This window comes from Metallibacterium scheffleri (genome assembly GCF_002077135.1).
GTDB lineage: Bacteria > Pseudomonadota > Gammaproteobacteria > Xanthomonadales > Rhodanobacteraceae > Metallibacterium > Metallibacterium scheffleri.
Genome location: NZ_LDOS01000001.1, coordinates 1,085,746 through 1,101,717 on the forward strand (window position 1 = coordinate 1,085,746; position 15,972 = coordinate 1,101,717).

The 15,972-nt window shown below is 66.5% G+C and carries 14 protein-coding genes and 1 tRNA gene; 12 read left to right on the plus strand and 3 right to left on the minus strand.

The features are described from left to right. The first annotated feature begins 10 nt into the window (after positions 1-10). Positions 11-421, plus strand: a complete 411-nt coding sequence (locus Mschef_RS04860; protein ID WP_081126656.1) for a DUF4870 domain-containing protein — start codon at positions 11-13, stop codon at positions 419-421. 23 nt (positions 422-444) lie between these two features. On the opposite strand, the gene Mschef_RS04865 is transcribed toward Mschef_RS04860, so the two are convergent. The 3 genes from Mschef_RS04865 to tilS are packed head-to-tail and all read right to left on the minus strand — an operon-like array spanning position 445 to position 3,000. Next, positions 445-1,347, minus strand: a complete 903-nt coding sequence (locus Mschef_RS04865) for a farnesyl diphosphate synthase (RefSeq protein WP_081126657.1) — start codon at positions 1,345-1,347, stop codon at positions 445-447. Next, positions 1,328-1,591: an exodeoxyribonuclease VII small subunit gene (locus tag Mschef_RS04870; protein ID WP_081126658.1), complete on the minus strand. Its 264-nt coding sequence runs from the start codon at positions 1,589-1,591 to the stop codon at positions 1,328-1,330. Before Mschef_RS04870 ends, Mschef_RS04865 begins: the two co-directional genes overlap by 20 nt. Before the next feature lie 11 nt (positions 1,592-1,602). Next, complete coding sequence (gene tilS, locus Mschef_RS04875; protein ID WP_242426450.1) at positions 1,603-3,000, minus strand: tRNA lysidine(34) synthetase TilS; 1,398 nt, start codon at positions 2,998-3,000, stop codon at positions 1,603-1,605. A 65-nt stretch (positions 3,001-3,065) separates the two neighbouring features. Between tilS and folC the strand changes: the two genes are divergently transcribed. The 11 genes from folC to Mschef_RS04930 all read left to right on the plus strand — a co-directional run bounded on the left by folC (position 3,066) and on the right by Mschef_RS04930 (position 15,972). Next, complete coding sequence (gene folC / locus Mschef_RS04880) at positions 3,066-4,376, plus strand: bifunctional tetrahydrofolate synthase/dihydrofolate synthase (RefSeq protein ID WP_081126853.1); 1,311 nt, start codon at positions 3,066-3,068, stop codon at positions 4,374-4,376. Positions 4,377-4,452: 76 nt separating this feature from the next. Beyond that, on the plus strand, positions 4,453-5,490 hold the full coding sequence (locus Mschef_RS04885) for an SPOR domain-containing protein (protein WP_136256474.1): 1,038 nt from the start codon (positions 4,453-4,455) through the stop codon (positions 5,488-5,490). A 15-nt stretch (positions 5,491-5,505) separates the two neighbouring features. Next, complete coding sequence (locus tag Mschef_RS04890; protein WP_081126660.1) at positions 5,506-6,075, plus strand: CvpA family protein; 570 nt, start codon at positions 5,506-5,508, stop codon at positions 6,073-6,075. 4 nt (positions 6,076-6,079) lie between these two features. Then, the gene (gene purF, locus Mschef_RS04895; protein WP_081126661.1) at positions 6,080-7,555 is read left to right on the plus strand and encodes an amidophosphoribosyltransferase; all 1,476 of its coding nucleotides are present in this window, start codon (positions 6,080-6,082) and stop codon (positions 7,553-7,555) included. Between the two features lie 576 nt (positions 7,556-8,131). Beyond that, positions 8,132-11,350, plus strand: a complete 3,219-nt coding sequence (locus Mschef_RS04900; RefSeq protein WP_081126662.1) for a TonB-dependent receptor — start codon at positions 8,132-8,134, stop codon at positions 11,348-11,350. 158 nt (positions 11,351-11,508) lie between these two features. Further along, complete coding sequence (gene ppnN / locus Mschef_RS04905) at positions 11,509-12,936, plus strand: nucleotide 5'-monophosphate nucleosidase PpnN (protein ID WP_081126663.1); 1,428 nt, start codon at positions 11,509-11,511, stop codon at positions 12,934-12,936. A gap of 56 nt (positions 12,937-12,992) precedes the next feature. Next, positions 12,993-13,069: transfer RNA gene (locus Mschef_RS04910), tRNA-Asn, on the plus strand. A gap of 165 nt (positions 13,070-13,234) precedes the next feature. Next, positions 13,235-14,425 carry a tyrosine-type recombinase/integrase gene (locus Mschef_RS04915; RefSeq protein WP_081126664.1) on the plus strand — a complete coding sequence of 397 codons (1,191 nt, stop codon included), beginning with the start codon at positions 13,235-13,237 and terminating at the stop codon, positions 14,423-14,425. 76 nt (positions 14,426-14,501) lie between these two features. Beyond that, positions 14,502-14,747 (plus strand): antitoxin, encoded by a 246-nt coding sequence (locus Mschef_RS04920; protein ID WP_081126665.1) that lies wholly within the window; start codon positions 14,502-14,504, stop codon positions 14,745-14,747. A gap of 4 nt (positions 14,748-14,751) precedes the next feature. Further along, complete coding sequence (locus tag Mschef_RS04925) at positions 14,752-15,165, plus strand: type II toxin-antitoxin system VapC family toxin (protein WP_197686716.1); 414 nt, start codon at positions 14,752-14,754, stop codon at positions 15,163-15,165. Between the two features lie 117 nt (positions 15,166-15,282). Further along, complete coding sequence (locus Mschef_RS04930) at positions 15,283-15,972, plus strand: hypothetical protein (RefSeq protein ID WP_081126666.1); 690 nt, start codon at positions 15,283-15,285, stop codon at positions 15,970-15,972.

Consider the following 15,972-nt stretch of genomic DNA (forward strand, 5'->3'; position numbering starts at 1 on the left):
GGAGCCTGCCATGAGCGAAGAAACCCAGTACACCACGCCACCACCACCGCCACCACCGACCGCCAGCGCGCCGGCGCAATCCAGCGAGATGGATCAGCGCAACTGGGCCATGTTCACGCACCTGTCGGCGCTGCTCGGCCTGGTCAGCGGCTTAGGATTCATTCTCGGCCCGTTGGTGCTGTGGCTGATCAAGAAGGAGCAGATGCCGCTGGTCAACGAGGCCGGCAAGGAAGCGGTGAACTTCCAGCTCACCATGCTCATCGCATTCCTCGTTTCCTGGGTGCTGATGCTGATGCTGATCGGCTTCTTGCTGATACCGCTGGTCGTGGTGTTCGATGTCGTGATGTCGATCATCGCCGCGGTGCAGACCAGCAACGGCACGCGTTACCGCTATCCGCTGACGATCCGCTTCATCAATTGAGGCATGCGCCGCGGTCGCGTGCCTCAGCGCGCGCGTGCCGCGGCGTGCTGCGCCAGTTCGCGCAACAAGTCGGCCCGGGCAGCGAACGGCGCCAGGGCTTGCAGCGCCTGCGCGGTGACTTCATGCAGGCGCTGGCGCGCGCCGTCCACGCCCAGCAGCGTCGGAAACGTGGGTTTGCCCTGGCGCGAATCCTTGCCCGCGGTCTTGCCCAGCGTCGCCGTGGCGCCTTCGACATCGAGCAGGTCGTCGCGGATCTGGAAAGCCAGGCCGAACGCCGCCGCGTAGTCATCCAGCGCGTGTAGCGTGGCGGCATCGGCCGCGGCGGCCAGCGCGCCCATGCGCACGCAGGCGCGGATCAGCGCGCCGGTCTTCAGCGCATGCAGATGCTCCAGCGCGGGCACATCCAGATCGCCGCCGGTCGCGGCCAGGTCCAGCGCCTGGCCGCCGGCCATGCCTTCGGCACCACACGCTGTGGCCAGGGTGCACAACATGGCCAGGCGCGTGTCGGCATCGACATCGAGCGCGGCGTCATGCGCGAGGTGATCGAAGGCCAGTGCCTGCAGCGCATCGCCGGCGAGGATCGCCGTGGCCTCGCCGAAAGCGACGTGGCAGGTGGGGCGGCCGCGGCGCAGGTCGTCATCGTCCATTGCCGGCAAATCGTCGTGGATCAGCGAATAGGCGTGGATCAGCTCGGCCGCCGCGGCCGGCGCATCGAGGCGCGCCAGCGGCGCTTGCAGCAGCACGCCGGTGGCATAGGTGAGCAGCGGCCGCAGGCGCTTGCCGCTGCCCAGAGCGGCGTAACGCATGGCCTGCTGCAGGCGACCGGGACCGGGATGGGCGGGTGGCAGGGCGCGTTCGAGTGCGGCTTCGCTGCGGCGGATCAACGCAACGAACGCAGGGCCCAGCTCAAGGTGCGTCGGATTCAAAGGGTTCGGCGAGATCGGGGGCTTCGGGATCGAGCAGTTTGCGTACGCGCAGTTCGGCCTGGTCCAGCGCGCCCTGGCAGTTGCGGTACAGGGCAACGCCGCGTTCGAACGCGGCCAGCGAATCATCCAGACTCAGATCGCCTTGTTCCATGCGTGCGACCAGGGCCTCGAGTTCATCCAGGGATTGTTCGAAGGCGGCCGCTGGGCCGGGGACGGTTGTTGCGTTGCGCGTGGACTTGGCCATGGCCGCGAACGCTAGCGCAGCGCAGGCGGCGATTCAATCGCCGGCATCGATTGAGCGGGTGGCAGCGGCGCGCTGCGCCGCCACCGCGGGCGCACGCCGTGCGCGTTGAAGTAAGCCTGTCCGGCTGCGCTCAGCGCGATATCGCCCAGCGCCAGCATCTCGCCCGCGGCGGTCTCGACCAGCGGGCAGCGCGCACGCTGCCATGGCGGCACGTTGGCGCGCTGGAACAGGCTGCCTAGATCGCGCGCATGTGCGGCGCCGGCCGGGCGCACGCGCTCGCCCACGCGGCACGCACGCACGCGCAACAGCGGATTGAATCGCGCGGCGGCATCCAGGTACAGCGAAGCGCCGCCCGCCAGCGCCAGCGGCGCGCCATCCCAGGCCAGAGTCCACTCGTCTGGCGGTGGCGGCGACCAAGGTTCCGCATACAGTCGGCCGCGCCAGGCGCGCAGCACGCTGCCGGCGTAACGCAGCTGCGGGTTGCGATCGCGCGCGGCCTCGCGCAGCATGGTTTGCAGCGCGCTGCGCTGCGCACTGCCGGGCGCATCCAGGCCGAGCGGGTGCAGCCAACGTGCCAACACGGGGGCGTGCAGCACTTCCGGCAAGGCCAGCCAGGCGGCGATGTCGAGTGTTTGCGTCGGTGCATCCAGCAGCGTGCGCAAGGCTTCCGCGCTGCGCTGTGCAAGATCATCGGCCAGCGCGCGCTGCACGCGCGCGACGTGCAGCAGCGCGGTGGAGGCCGCGGGCCAGTGGCGTCCGAGTTGCGGCATGACGTGCTGGCGCAAAAAACTGCGCGCATGGGCGGGATCGCGATTGGCGGGATCGTCGATGACGTGCAATCCGTGCGCTTCGATATGCGCATGCAGCGTGGTGCGCGGCACCTCCAGCAGTGGCCGCCACAGCCAGCCGCCGGCGAAGGTGCGCAGGTCGCGCATCCCGCCCAGACCTTCGGGACCGGCGCCGCGCAGCAGCTTGAGCAGCACGGTTTCGGCCTGATCTTCACGGTGCTGTGCCAGCACCAGCAGGCCACCCGCCGGCAATCGATCGGCCAGCGCGGCATAGCGCGCGCTGCGTGCTGCGGCCTCCATGCCCCTGCCAGTGCGCGTATCCACGCGCGCGCGCAACAGGGTGACGGGCACCTGCCAGCACGCGCATTGCGCCAGGCAGTGCGCGGCCCAGCGCGCGCTGTCCTGGTGCAGGCCGTGATCAACATGCAGCGCCTGCAGGTCGCGCGCGCGCGCCGCCGGCAGCAGGCTCAGCGCATGCAGCAGCGCGCTGGAATCGGGTCCGCCGCTGTACGCCACCCGCAATGCGCCAGGCGGCGCGGCCGCAAGCGCGGCGCCGAGACGGGTGCGCAGATCACGGGTCATGCGGTGCATCAGGCCAAAGCCGCGCGGCAAACGCAACATGCGCGCCATGCTTGCACACGCCGCGCGCGCTGCGCATGCTGCGCGCCGCCTTGCGGAACTCACCGATGACCCTGCCCGACACGCTTGCCGATTGGCTGGAATACCAGCAACGCCAGCACGCCCAGCCGATCGCACTGGGCCTGCAGCGCGTGCGCATGGTTTGGCAGGCGCTGGGTGCGCCATCGCCGGCGCGCTGTGTCATCAGCGTGGGTGGCACCAATGGCAAGGGATCGACCGTGGCGTTTCTCGAAGCCATGTTGCGCACGCGCGGGTTGCGCGTGGGGGCCTATACCTCGCCGCACCTGCTGCGTTACAACGAGCGCGTGCGCATCGACGCACGCGAGGCCGATGATGCCGCCCTGTGCGCGGCCTTCGCGCGCATCGAGCAGGCGCGCGGCGCCATTCCGCTGACCTATTTCGAGTACGGGACCCTGGCCGCGCTGCTGCTGTTCGCAGATGCACGGCTCGAGGTCGCGTTGCTGGAAGTGGGCCTCGGGGGGCGCCTGGATGCGGTCAACATCATCGACGCCGATGCCGCCATCGTCACCACGATCGGCATCGACCACACCGAGTATCTGGGCACGGATCGCGACAGCATCGGCCGCGAGAAAGCCGGCATCGCGCGCAGCGGGCGGCCGTTGATCCTGGGCAGCAGCGACGTGCCTGACGGACTGTCCGGGAGCGCCGCGGATGCGGGCGCCACGCTGCTGCGGCTGGGGTTGGATTTCGCCATCGTGGCGCAGGTCGACGGCTGGCGCTGGAGCACCCCGGCAGGCGCTGGGCATGCCTTGCCCGCGGCCGGAGAGATCGCCGCCGTCGACCTGCTCGAACTGTCGCTGGCCGGCCCGCGCCAGCCCGAGAACGTCGCTGCCGCGCTGGCGGCGCTGTGGGCGCTGCGCCAGCGACTCGGATGGGCGCCGCAAGACTACGCCAGGGGTATTGCGTCGGTGCGTTTGCCAGGCCGCCTGCAAGATCTGGGCGGCACCCCCGACTTGATCGTGGACGTTGCGCACAATCCGCAGGCCGCCGCCGGGCTGGCGGCGTGGCTGGATGCGCAACCGTGGGTGCTCACCCACGCCGTGTTCAGCGCGCTGGCCGACAAGGACATTGCCGGCATCGGCGCCGCGCTCGGCGCACGCATCGCGCACTGGCACGTCTGCGGCATCCTGGATGCCGGCGCGCGCGGTCTTGACGCGGCCAGCGTCGCCGCGCGCTTGCGGATGGCACTGCCGCAGGCGGCGATCAGCCTGCATGCCGATGTGCACGCCGCGCTGGCCGCGGCGCGTGCGGCGCTGCCCATGCGCGGGCGCGTACTTGCCTTCGGCTCGTTCCATATTGCCGGCGCGGTGTTGGAGCGATCGCCGCCGCAGGCCTGAATCCGCTGGCGCTGGCAGCGAAGGGACACGGCGCAGGCGCTATAATCTGCCGCCTTTCCCGCCCGCGAGCACCGTCGTGGATACACGCCTGAAACAGCGTTTGATCGGTGCCGCCGTGTTGCTGGCACTGGTTGTCATCGCGGTGCCGATGTTCTTCTCCGGGCACGAGCAGGGTGGCAGCGCCACGACCTCGGTCAGCCTCGGCATTCCGGCGCAGCCCGAGCCGCCCTTGCAAAGCAAGACGCTGGAGCTGGGCGCGCCGGCGCCGACGGCAGCGGCTGCCAGCACGGGCCAGGCGCCCATGACGCAGGCCGCCGCGGCTTCGGCGCTGCCCGGCCAACGTCTGGCGACGGTCACCCTGCCCGGTGCGCCGCCGGATGCCGCCAGCAGCGAGGCGCTGCCGCGCCCGGCGCCCGGCATGGCGCAGGCGTTCGCACCGCCGCCGCGCATGCCTCGCGGGGGCGCGTCCGCGGTCGCGGGCGAGAACGCCACCGCACCACTTGCCGCGCCGGCCATGCAGCCGCCGCGGGCCGCCACCGTGGTGAAGCCGAAGCAACTCTCGGTGCCGTTGCCGGTGGGTACCGCGGCACGCTCGAGTTACATCATCGACCTCGGGGTGTACATCAATTCGGTCAATGCACGCGAGTTGGTGCGGCGCCTGGCCAAGCTCGGCATCCACGCCACCATCCACCCGATCCTGCGCCAGGCGCAGGCGATGACGCGGGTGACCGCCGGGCCCTATCCCAATCGTGCGCTGGCCGAGGCGGCGCGCTTGCGTATCCGCGCGCACGAGCCCAACGCGCCGGCGGTACTGGTTTCCAGTCCGGGCAATCTTGGCACCGATCAGGCGGCCAGTGCCTTGCCGGCCGGGCAGCCCGGCGGCTGGGTGGTGCAACTGGGCGCCTTCGACAGCGCTGCCGTGGCGCAGGCCCTGAAGAGCCGTGCGCTTGCCGCCGGATTCGCGGCCTATACCGACACCGTGCGCACCGCGCAGGGAGCCACGTTGTGGCGCGTGCGCGTCGGGCCGGAGGCCAGCCGCGATGCCGCCGTGGCCTTGCGCGCGCAGTTGAAGGCCAAACTGGCGCAGGATGGCATCGTGGCCGTTGCGCATTGAGCCGGCGGGATTGCCGTGAGCACTGCCGATTACATCATCATCGCGATCATCGTGATCTCGGTGCTGCTGGGACTGTGGCGCGGTTTGATCGCCGAGGTGCTGGCGCTGGCGGTCTGGATCGTGGCGCTGTGGGCCGCATGGCAATTCGGCGCGGCGGTCTCGGCCTACATGCCCGCGGCGCTGCGCGCGCCGGCGGCGCGATTGTTCGCGGCGTGGGCGTTGATTTTCGTGCTGGTGCTGATCGCGGGTGCCGTACTCGGCTGGCTGTTGCGCATGCTGGTGCAAGGTACCGGCCTGTCCGGCACCGATCGCATGCTGGGCATGCTGTTCGGCGCGGCGCGCGGCGTGCTGATCGTGACCCTGGGTGTACTGCTGCTGGGCATGACGCCGTTTCCGCGCGATCCTTGGTGGCGTCATTCGGTCCTGCTGCCCGGTTTTCAGCGCGCGGCCGAAGCATTGCAGGCACACCTGCCGCCCGAGGTGGCGCGCTACGTGCGTTTTGATCCATCACCGCTGGCAGCCGTCAAGTTGCCGTTTGCATTGCCCCGCCGCGTCACTCCGCCCCCAGCATCCCCCGAGTCCTGAAACCATGTGCGGAATCATTGGCATCGTTGGTCGCAGCGATGTTGCACCACAGCTCTATGACGGCCTGACCGTGCTGCAGCACCGCGGCCAGGACGCCGCCGGCATCGCCACGCTGGACGGCGCGCGCTTGCGCCTGCACAAGCACAACGGCCTGGTGCGCGATGTGTTCCGCGAAGAGCACATGCGCATGCTGCGGGGTCGCGCCGGTATCGGCCATTGCCGCTACCCGACCGCTGGCAGCGCCGAGGTTGGCGAGGCGCAGCCGTTCTACGTGAACTCACCCTACGGCATCGCCTTTGCGCACAACGGCAACCTGGTCAACACCGATGCGTTGCGCCGCGAGCTGTTCGAGGATGACCGTCGGCATATCAACACCGATTCCGATTCCGAGGTATTGCTGAATGTCCTCGCGCACGAACTGGCTGCCGCGGCGCCGCTCAAGTTCAGCGCCGAGGCTTTGTTCGACGCCGTGGCCCAGGTGCATCGGCGCGCGCGCGGCGGCTATGCCTGCGTGGCGCTGATCATGGGGCAGGGGCTGCTGGGGTTCCGCGATCCCAACGGCATCCGCCCGCTGGTGCTGGGCGTGCGCGAAGGGAGCGCCGGCAACGACTATGCGCTGGCCTCCGAATCGGTGGCGTTCGACATACTCGGTTTCAAGCGCTTGCGCGACGTGGCACCGGGTGAGGCGGTGTTCGTCGGTCTCGACGGCAGTCTGCACAGCCGCGTCTGCACCCGCGGTGCGGTGCATGCGCCGTGCATCTTCGAGTATGTGTATCTGGCGCGGCCGGATTCGATGATCGAGGACGTGTCGGTGTACAAGGCGCGGCTGCGCATGGGCGAGCGCCTCGGCGCCAAGATCCGCCGCCTGCGCCCGGACCACGATATCGACGCGGTGATCCCGATTCCCGACACGGCGCGCACCGCGGCCAGTTCGCTGGCGGCAGTGCTGGGCGTGCCGTTCCGCGAGGGCTTCGTCAAGAACCGCTACATCGGCCGCACCTTCATCATGCCGGGGCAGGGCGAGCGCGCGAAGTCGGTGCGCCGCAAGCTCAATCCGATCGAGCTTGAGTTCCGCAAGAAGAGCGTGCTGCTGGTGGACGACTCGATCGTGCGTGGCACCACCTCGAAGCAGATCATCCAGATGGCACGCGAAGTCGGTGCGCGCAAAGTCTACTTCGCCTCGGCCGCACCGCCGGTGCGCTACCCGAATGTCTATGGCATCGACATGCCGGCGGTGCACGAGCTGGTCGCGCACGGGCGCAGCGAGGCCGAAGTCGAGGCCTTGCTGGGCGCCGACTGGCTGGTCTATCTGGATCTGGCCGATCTGGAAGCGGCGGTCGCCGAGGGTAACGAAGCGCTGACGCACTTCGATGCTTCGTGCTTCAACGGCGAATACGTCACCGGACTGGACGCGGGCTATCTCGAAGCCCTTGAAATCACGCGTTCGGATGATGCCAAGACGCGCCGGCTCGCGGGCTGATCGACAGTCCGGACTGGCGGCGCGCTGAAACGCCGCTGCAGCGACCGCTGGCAAGCGGATCCACCTCACGCGGGGTCATCGATCATGTCCGCCAGGTGACGAATGGGCCTGCGTGAAGACCCTGCTGCGCGCGGTTGCGCGGGCGCAGCGTCCGGCATCAGGGTCTGGCGGCGGCGCGGACGGCGGCCGGTGCGGCGCCAGGCCAAAACGTGATCTGATCGTAGCCACTGATTCGCGCGTGTTCCAACGGGCGCGGCGGGTGCGATATCGCCGGACTCATCCGTTTGCGCGCAGCGGCTGGCCGTGATGACCCGAGCACTCTGGCATCCAGATGCCGCCATTGCCGGCGCGGATGCCGGCCAGTGTCGATTGGCGCAGTCGGCAGCCGCCGGGTGCGGCATGGATTGCTTGTTTACAATCCGGCATGTTTTACAAAACTGTCATGCGAAGCTGTTAGCCTTTTGTTACGCGTCCGAAAGCTTCGCGTAAGGGGTTCGCAGCCACGTCATTGCGTCCGCATGCGCGGATCAGCGCGACTGTGCCCCATCCCTCTCTTCCGTGATCAAGGGCACATCCATGAATCATCGCATCCGGGTCAAGGCACTGCCGTTCGCCATCGCGTCGCTGCTGGCATTTTCCAGCGCGCTCGCGCAAAACACCTCCTCATCGGTTACCGGGCAGGTGGTCGACGCGCAGGGCAAGCCGGTGGCGGGCGCCACCGTCACCATCGTCAACGTGCCATCGGGCACCACGCGCGTGCTCACCACCGATGCCAAGGGCAACTACAACGCACAGGGATTGCGCGTGGGTGGCCCGTTCGACATCACGGTGAAGAAGCAGGGCATGGAGACCTCGGAGAAGGGCGGCATCTACCTCAAGCTGGCGGAAACCAGCACGCTGGATTTCACCCTCGGCGTGCAGGCCAAGGAACTCGGCGCGGTCACCGTGACGGCTACCGCGATGAACAGCATCTTCCAGCCCGAGAATCGCGGCCTGGGCACCACGGTGACGCAGCATCAGATCGACACCTTGCCGGGCACCGGGCGCGGTCTGCAGGATTACGTGCGCCTCGATCCGATGGTCAACGTCACGCCCGGCAGCAACGCTATTTCCGCGCTGGGCCAGAACAGCCGCTACAACAACATCAGCATCGACGCGGTGCCGACCAATGACCCGTTCGGCCTCGAGGCCGGCGGCACGCCGTCGCTGGGCTCGCCGATTTCGATCGACACCATCAGCGAGGTCAACGTCGCCACCAACAACTACGACGTCACCAACGCACGCAACACCGGCGCGCAGATCAACGCGGTGACCAAGAGCGGCACCAACCAGTTCCATGGTGACCTGTACTACGTGTACCTGCCCAGCAAATGGGTCGGTGATGACCAGTCCGGCAACGGTTTCTCGGGCTTCAACAAGCAGACCACGGCCGGCTTCACCCTCGGTGGCCCCATCGTCAAGGACAAGCTGTTCTTCTTCGTGGCTTACGAGGACAGCAAGACCACGGCGCCGGCGCCGGACGTCGGCATCATCGGCTCGGGCAAGGGCAGCATCGTGCCGATCACCCAGGCGCAGCTCGACCAAATCACGCAAATCGCGCAGGGCTATGGTTTGGTCACCGGCAGCAGTGCGCTCGGCGCGCCCAATACCGACGAGAAGCGCTACCTCGCCAAGTTCGACTGGAACATCAACAACAACCATCGCATGAGTTTTCGCTACGACCGCGACAAGAGCACGCTGGCCGTGGTCGGCGGCAGCGGCGGTTCGCGCGGCACCATCAACCTGGCCAGTGCCAACTATTCGCAGTTGCGCGATTTCAGGAACTACGTCATCAACAGCTATGACGACTGGTCGGACACGTTTTCATCCGAGGCCACCGTGTCCTATGGCAGCTACGCGCGCACGCCGCAGTTGAATGGACCGCTGTCGCCGCAGGTGCAGGTCTACGTGAACGGCACCAGTGGCCCCAGCGTGTACATGGGGACCAACTATTCGTATCAGGCCAACAGCCTCGACACCAAGACCTGGACCGGATTCTGGGCGGGCACGCTGTTTCTCAATGACCACACCGTGAAGTTCGGCGTTGATTATCTGCGCAACGACTACAACAACCTGTTCCTGCAGTATTTCGCCGGTGCTTACCAGTTCAACAGCATCGCCAATTTCCAGGCCGGCAACTATTCCTACTATCAATTGCGCCAGCCGACCGGCGGCAACCTTGCCAATGCCTCGGCGATCTGGTCCTACGAAAACTGGGGCCTCTTCGCGCAGGACGTGTGGCAGATCAACGATGCGCTGAACCTGCAATACGGTCTGCGTTGGGATATCCCCGAGGTCGGCACCAAGCCGGCCTACAACGCCGGATTCGCGCAGGCCTTTGGCATGCCCAACAACAACACCATCAACGGCCATTCGGTGCTCGAGCCGCGGCTGTCGTTCAACTACACCTTCGACACCGCACTGCCCACGCAGTTGCGTGGCGGTATCGGCTTGTTCATGGGCGCCACGCCGGCGGTGTGGCAGTCGAATCCGTTCACCAACAATGGCATCAACGTCGTCACCTACACCGCCTACAACCAGGCGACCGGTGGCCCGCTGTCATCCAATCCATATAACCAGCCCAAGCCAGCCACCAACCAACCCAAGCAGACCATCGATCTGCTGGCCAATAACTTCCAGCAGCCCACTGTGATGAAGACCTCGCTGGCGCTGGACCACGAGTTACCGTGGTGGGGTATGGTGGCCAGTGCAGAGATCTCCTACGTCAAGGATCAAAACGCGATCTGGTACCAGAACCTCAACCTTGGCAAGCCGACGGCGATCGGCCCGGATGGCCGGCCCATTTTTTTCAAGCTCAACAGCAATGGCACTCTTTGCACCAGCTCGAGCTGCGCGATGGCCAACGCCAACCCGGCCTATAGCAGCGTCATGTATCTGGGCAATTCGGACCTGGGTAGTGCCACCTACACCACGTTGCGCTTGCAGCATCCGGGCGGTAACGACGGGTTTGGCTGGTCACTGGCGTGGACCCACGGCCGCGCCAGCAGCGTCAATGCCGGCTCGTCGTCGGTGGCCTACTCCAACTGGCGTTACAACCCGGCCGTCAATCCCAATGCCGATGTGGCCTACCCGGCCAACTACAACGTGCGGGATCGACTCAGCGGCTATCTGTCGTGGTCGCACAAGTTCTTCCGCGACTACCGCACCAGCTTCGGCGCCTACCTCAACATTTCCAGCGGCACGCCGTACAGCTGGGTCTATGGCGGCGATGGCAATGGCGACAGCGTGTATTACAACGATCTGGTCTACGTGCCGAGTGGCCCCGGCGATGTCGAGTTCACCAGCAACACCTCGGCGCAGTTGCAACAGCAGTTCTTCAACTACATCAAGTCACAGCCAGGTCTGCAGCAATACGCCGGTCGCGACGTACCACGCAATTCCAGCTATTTGCCTTGGACACACCAACTCGATCTGCGCGTCAGTCAGGAGATCCCGGGCCTGTTCAAGGGCAACAAGGGCGAGGTGGTGCTGGACATCTACAACTTCCTCAACATGCTCGACAAGAAGTGGGGCCAGTTGCCGGCGCTCGGCTATGACCCGCAAACGCGCACCCTGGCCAATCTTGCCGGCATCGATCCGGCCACCGGCAAGTACATCTATGACCTGAGCAGCTATACCGACGCCAACGGCAACTACACGCCGCAGACCTTCGGCTTGCTCGACAGCGTGGGCTCCAACAAATCCGATGTGTTGTCGCGCTGGTCGGTGCAGCTGACGGTGCGCTACAAATTCTGACCGGTGTTTTGTTGCCAGCACGGCCGGCGTCCGCAAGGATGCCGGCTTTTTGTTTCCATTGGGCGTTTTCCCGCCAGCGGCTTGCAATCGCCAGCGCCAGGGCTGATGCTGCCCGGTCGAAATTTGCGCGCACGCGGCGCGCCAGCGGAGTCGATGCCATGAATAGCAACAGGGAAGCGCGCGACGAGGACTACCTGCCGCCGCAACCGCCGGTCAAAGGCGTGGTCAGCGCGCGCATTTCACCGTCGGGCGGCCTGGATGTGCTGTCGCGCAACGAGGTGGCCTTGCTGCGCGATGTCAGCGCATCAGGGCTGCATGGCTTGCTGCGCCGCTGCGCGCTGGCGGTGCTGACCTCGGGCAGCGAAAGCGATGATCCGCGTTCGACACTCGAGCGCTACCCCGATTTCGACATCCAGGTGCTGCAGCAGGATCGCGGCATCAAGCTGGAATTGCGCCACGCCCCGGCGCAGGCTTTCGTCGATGGGCAGATCATCCGCGGCATCAACGAGCTGTTGGTGGCGGTCGTGCGCGACATCGTCTATGCCTCGACCAGCCTCGCGGCCGGCGCCTTCGATCTCGATGACTCGGTGGGCATCACCCACGCCGTATTCGAGATCCTGCGCAACGCGCGCATCCTGCGCCCGCATGCCGATCCCAACCTCGTCGTGTGTTGGGGCGGGCATTCCATTGCGCGCGCTGAATACGACTACACCAAGCAGGTGGGCTACCAGCTCGGCCTGCGCGGGCTGGACATCTGCACCGGCTGCGGGCCGGGCGCCATGAAAGGGCCGATGAAGGGTGCGACCATCGCGCATGCCAAGCAGCGCCGGCACCACAACCGCTATATCGGCATCACCGAGCCCGGCATCATCGCCGCCGAGTCGCCCAATCCGATCGTCAACCATCTGGTGATCATGCCGGACATCGAGAAGCGCCTGGAAGCGTTCGTGCGCATCGGTCACGGCATCATCGTGTTCCCCGGTGGCGTCGGCACGGCCGAGGAAATTTTCTATTTGCTGGGTTTGTTGCTGCATCCGGACAACACCGGACAGAACCTGCCGCTGATCCTCACCGGGCCGCGCGAATCGGCGGCCTATTTCGAACAGATCGATCGCTTTCTGTGCCTGGCTCTGGGTGCCGGCATCGCACGCCATTATCGGATCATCATCGACGACGCGCAGGCAGTGGCCAAGGCCATGTCGAAAGGCGTCGACCGCGTGCGTGAGCAGCGCCTGGACAACAAGGATGCGTTTTTCTTCAACTGGTCGCTCAACGTGCCGTTCGCCTACCAGCAGCCGTTCCAGCCCACGCATGCGGCGATGGCGGCGCTGCGCTTGCATCGCGACCGACCCGCGCACGAACTGGCCGCTGATTTGCGCCGGGCTTTCTCCGGCATCGTTGCCGGCAACGTCAAGGAAGAAGGCATGCGCGCGATCGAGTCCGACGGCCCTTATGCGATCAGCGGCGAACCCGAGATCATGCGCGCGCTCGACGCCATGCTGCAGGCCTTTGTCGCGCAGCACCGCATGAAGCTGCCCGGCGGCAAGGGTTACCAGCCCTGTTACCGGATCACGACGGACGGCTGACGCTGGTCACCGCGGCTTGACGCGCTGCACGCCGGACACAACAATACGCAGCTCACGCCCGAATAGCTCAGCCGGTTAGAGCACCTGACTGTTAATCAGGGGGTCGTAGGTTCGAGTCCTACTTCGGGCGCCACAAGCACTTCCGGGCACGTCCGCAGACGTCCAGAAACCCGGCAGAAACCCAGCAAAATGCTCACTTTCCCGTCCGGGAAGGTCCGAGGCTGTGCGCTTGCAGCCGGCCTCTGGCTTGAGTAGGATTCTGAGTAACCCGCAAAAAGCGGCTTTTCGAGTTACTCAAATGCTGACCGATACCAAGCTCAAGGCCATGCGCCCGCGTGGCAAGCTCTACAGGGTCACAGATGACAAAGGCCTATGCGTTGAGGTGCCGCCGAACGGCTCGCGCTTGTGGCGCTTCCGGTATCTGCACAGCGGCAAGGCACGCATGCTGAGTTTGGGCGCATGGCCGGCTGTGTCACTGGCCCAAGCCCGCGAGCGCCGCGATCAGGCGCGCGCACTGGTGGCGCTAGGCATCGACCCCAGCGCCGAGCGCAAGGCCGCCAAGGCCATCGACGCCGATACGTTCGAGGCCGTCGCCCGCGACTGGCTGGCCCGGCGCGACGTGTCCGAAGCCACCGCCGCCAAAGATGCGTGGCTCGTCGAAAAGGTGGCGATTCCTGCGCTGGGGCATCGGCCTGTTGCCGCGATCACGTCGCCCGAGGTGCTGACCATGCTGCGCAGGTACGAGGATGCCGACAAGCTGGAAACGGCCAAGCGCATCAAGGTGAAACTGTCCGCCGTGTTCCGTTTCGCCATCGCCACCGGTCGCGCTGAGACTGACCCGACGATTGCCTTGCGCGGTGCGATCAAGTCGCCCAAGGTCCGGCACCACGCTGCAATCACTGATCCGCGCAAGCTGGGCGATCTGCTGCGCGCGCTGTGGAGCTATCAAGGCGGCTTCGTGGTGGCCTCCGCGCTCAAGCTCGCGCCGCTGGTGTTCACCCGCCCCGGCGAACTGCGGCATGCGGAATGGTCAGAGATCGATCTGGACAAGGCCACGTGGTGCATTCCCGCCCACAAGATGAAAATGCGCGCGTCGCATATCGTGCCGCTGTCATCGCAGGCCGTCGCCATCTTGCGCGACCTGCACGCGCTGACCGGACGCGGGCAGTACCTGTTCCCGTCACCACGCACCCCCGGCCGCTGCATGTCCGAGAATGCAATCACGGTGGCCCTGCGCGCGCTGGGCTTTGCGGGCGACACCATGACCGGCCACGGCTTCAGGAGCACCGCCAGCACGCTGCTGCACGAACAGGGTTACCCGTCCGACGTGATCGAACGCCAGCTGGCCCATAAGGAGAGCAACGCAGTCAAGGATGCCTACAACCGCGCCCAGCACCTGCCCGAACGCAAGGCCATGATGCAGGCGTGGGCTGACTATCTGGACGGCCTGCGCATCGGTGCTGACGTGGTGCCGATCCGGCGCGCTTGACTCATATCTGTGCACCATATCCGCAGCGGTCTATACTGAACCGTAGGCGTCCACTGCGGATGCCGGGAGCCTACCCATGAACGCCACCGCCAAACTGTTCACGCTCGCCAACTCGCAGGCCGTGCGTATTCCCGCGCGTTTCCGCATCGATGCCGAGGAAGTGGAGATCAGTCGCACCGAGGATGGCGCACTGATCCTGCGCCCGAAGCCGCGCACTGCTGCCGACGTGTTCGCGCTGGCCCGTGCCAAAGCTGGGGACGCATTCAAGGATTGGGAGCGGCCCGGACAAGGCGTCGCACGTCCCGTGCCTGCGCTGGATTGATGCCGTGGCGGATGCCTACCTTCTGGATACCTGCACGATCATCGCTGCGATGAAGGGCGAGCCGCATGCGCTGCTGAATCGTCTGGCGGCACTCGCGCCGAACCGTCTGCACATGTCAGGGATCGTGCTGTCTGAATTGCTGTACGGCGCTGAGAAGTCGCAACGTGCCGCGCAAGTGCGCAGCGCCCTGGATATCGTGACGCAGGGATTTTCTGCACTGCCGTTCGAGGCTGCGGACGCGGAAGCCTACGGGCGCATCCGCGCCGTGCTGGAACGCAAGGGCGCCAGTATCGGCCCGCTGGACCTGCTGATTGCCGCGCAGGCCGTCGCGCACAACCTGGTGCTGGTGACGGACAACCTGCGCGAGTTCCGACGCGTGCCGGGGCTGCGCTGCGAAAACTGGACGCGCAGCCAATGACCCGACTTCGCCACGGCTAGGGTAGCTCCCGAACGCCGGTCACCTTCACCGGCTGCCGTGGCGATCCTTGAAGGGCTGGAGAAGGCCAGCATGCCGAAGCAGAAAGCATCCGGGTCCATGACTGTCCAGCAGGCCCAGCACCTGCTGGCGCATGCACTGCCACCCGACGCACGCAAGGACTGCTGGCGACGCACGTTCACTGATGCCCAAAAGCGCGAACTGCACCGGCTGCAAGTCACCCCTGCGCAGGTTGAGCGATTGGAACGCATCCTGCCGGCGATTGCCTACTACACCGCGCAAGGGCCGCGCCTGGCGGACGCACGCGCGCCGCTGGTCAAGCTCGCGACCGATGCACACAAGGCCGCTGCTGCGCTGCGCGTGCTGCTGGATGCCAGCGACGAGGCCATGCAGGAAAGCCGGCTGCGACTGCTGGAAGCCATCGAAGCGCGGCACCCCGAGCGCTGCCAAGCGGACCCTGCGCGCGTGTCGTTTTTCCATCGTTACGACCGCCGCGAGCCGGAAGCACTGCGCCTGCTGGCGACGCTGCAAGACGTGGAGCAAGCCGCCAGCCACGCGGTCGAGCACATGCCACGCCAGCAGACGCGCCGAGTCTCGCCCCCCTACCCGGTGCAACTGATCGATGCCGCGCTGTCGGCAGACGGCCCAGCGGTCCCCGTGAGTGCATGCGCAGGTTCGCCATTCCTCGAAGTCGCCGTGCTGGCCTACGACGCCGCCGGCGCTGGTGACCCGCTGCGGGCGGTACGTCAATACCTGACCGAAAGCAACAACACCAGCCCAGAAAAATAG

Bases quoted from the DNA above. Each gene is read 5' to 3' on its own strand.
- Mschef_RS04915 (WP_081126664.1), top strand. From the start codon at position 13,235: ATGCTGACCGATACCAAGCTCAAGGCCATGCGCCCGCGTGGCAAGCTC.
- folC (WP_081126853.1), top strand. From the start codon at position 3,066: ATGACCCTGCCCGACACGCTTGCCGATTGGCTGGAATACCAGCAACGC.
- Mschef_RS04930 (WP_081126666.1), top strand. From the start codon at position 15,283: ATGACTGTCCAGCAGGCCCAGCACCTGCTGGCGCATGCACTGCCACCC.
- Mschef_RS04870 (WP_081126658.1), bottom strand. From the start codon at position 1,591: ATGGCCAAGTCCACGCGCAACGCAACAACCGTCCCCGGCCCAGCGGCC.
- Mschef_RS04920 (WP_081126665.1), top strand. From the start codon at position 14,502: ATGAACGCCACCGCCAAACTGTTCACGCTCGCCAACTCGCAGGCCGTG.
- ppnN (WP_081126663.1), top strand. From the start codon at position 11,509: ATGAATAGCAACAGGGAAGCGCGCGACGAGGACTACCTGCCGCCGCAA.
- purF (WP_081126661.1), top strand. From the start codon at position 6,080: ATGTGCGGAATCATTGGCATCGTTGGTCGCAGCGATGTTGCACCACAG.
- Mschef_RS04860 (WP_081126656.1), top strand. From the start codon at position 11: ATGAGCGAAGAAACCCAGTACACCACGCCACCACCACCGCCACCACCG.
- Mschef_RS04900 (WP_081126662.1), top strand. From the start codon at position 8,132: ATGAATCATCGCATCCGGGTCAAGGCACTGCCGTTCGCCATCGCGTCG.
- tilS (WP_242426450.1), bottom strand. From the start codon at position 3,000: ATGTTGCGTTTGCCGCGCGGCTTTGGCCTGATGCACCGCATGACCCGT.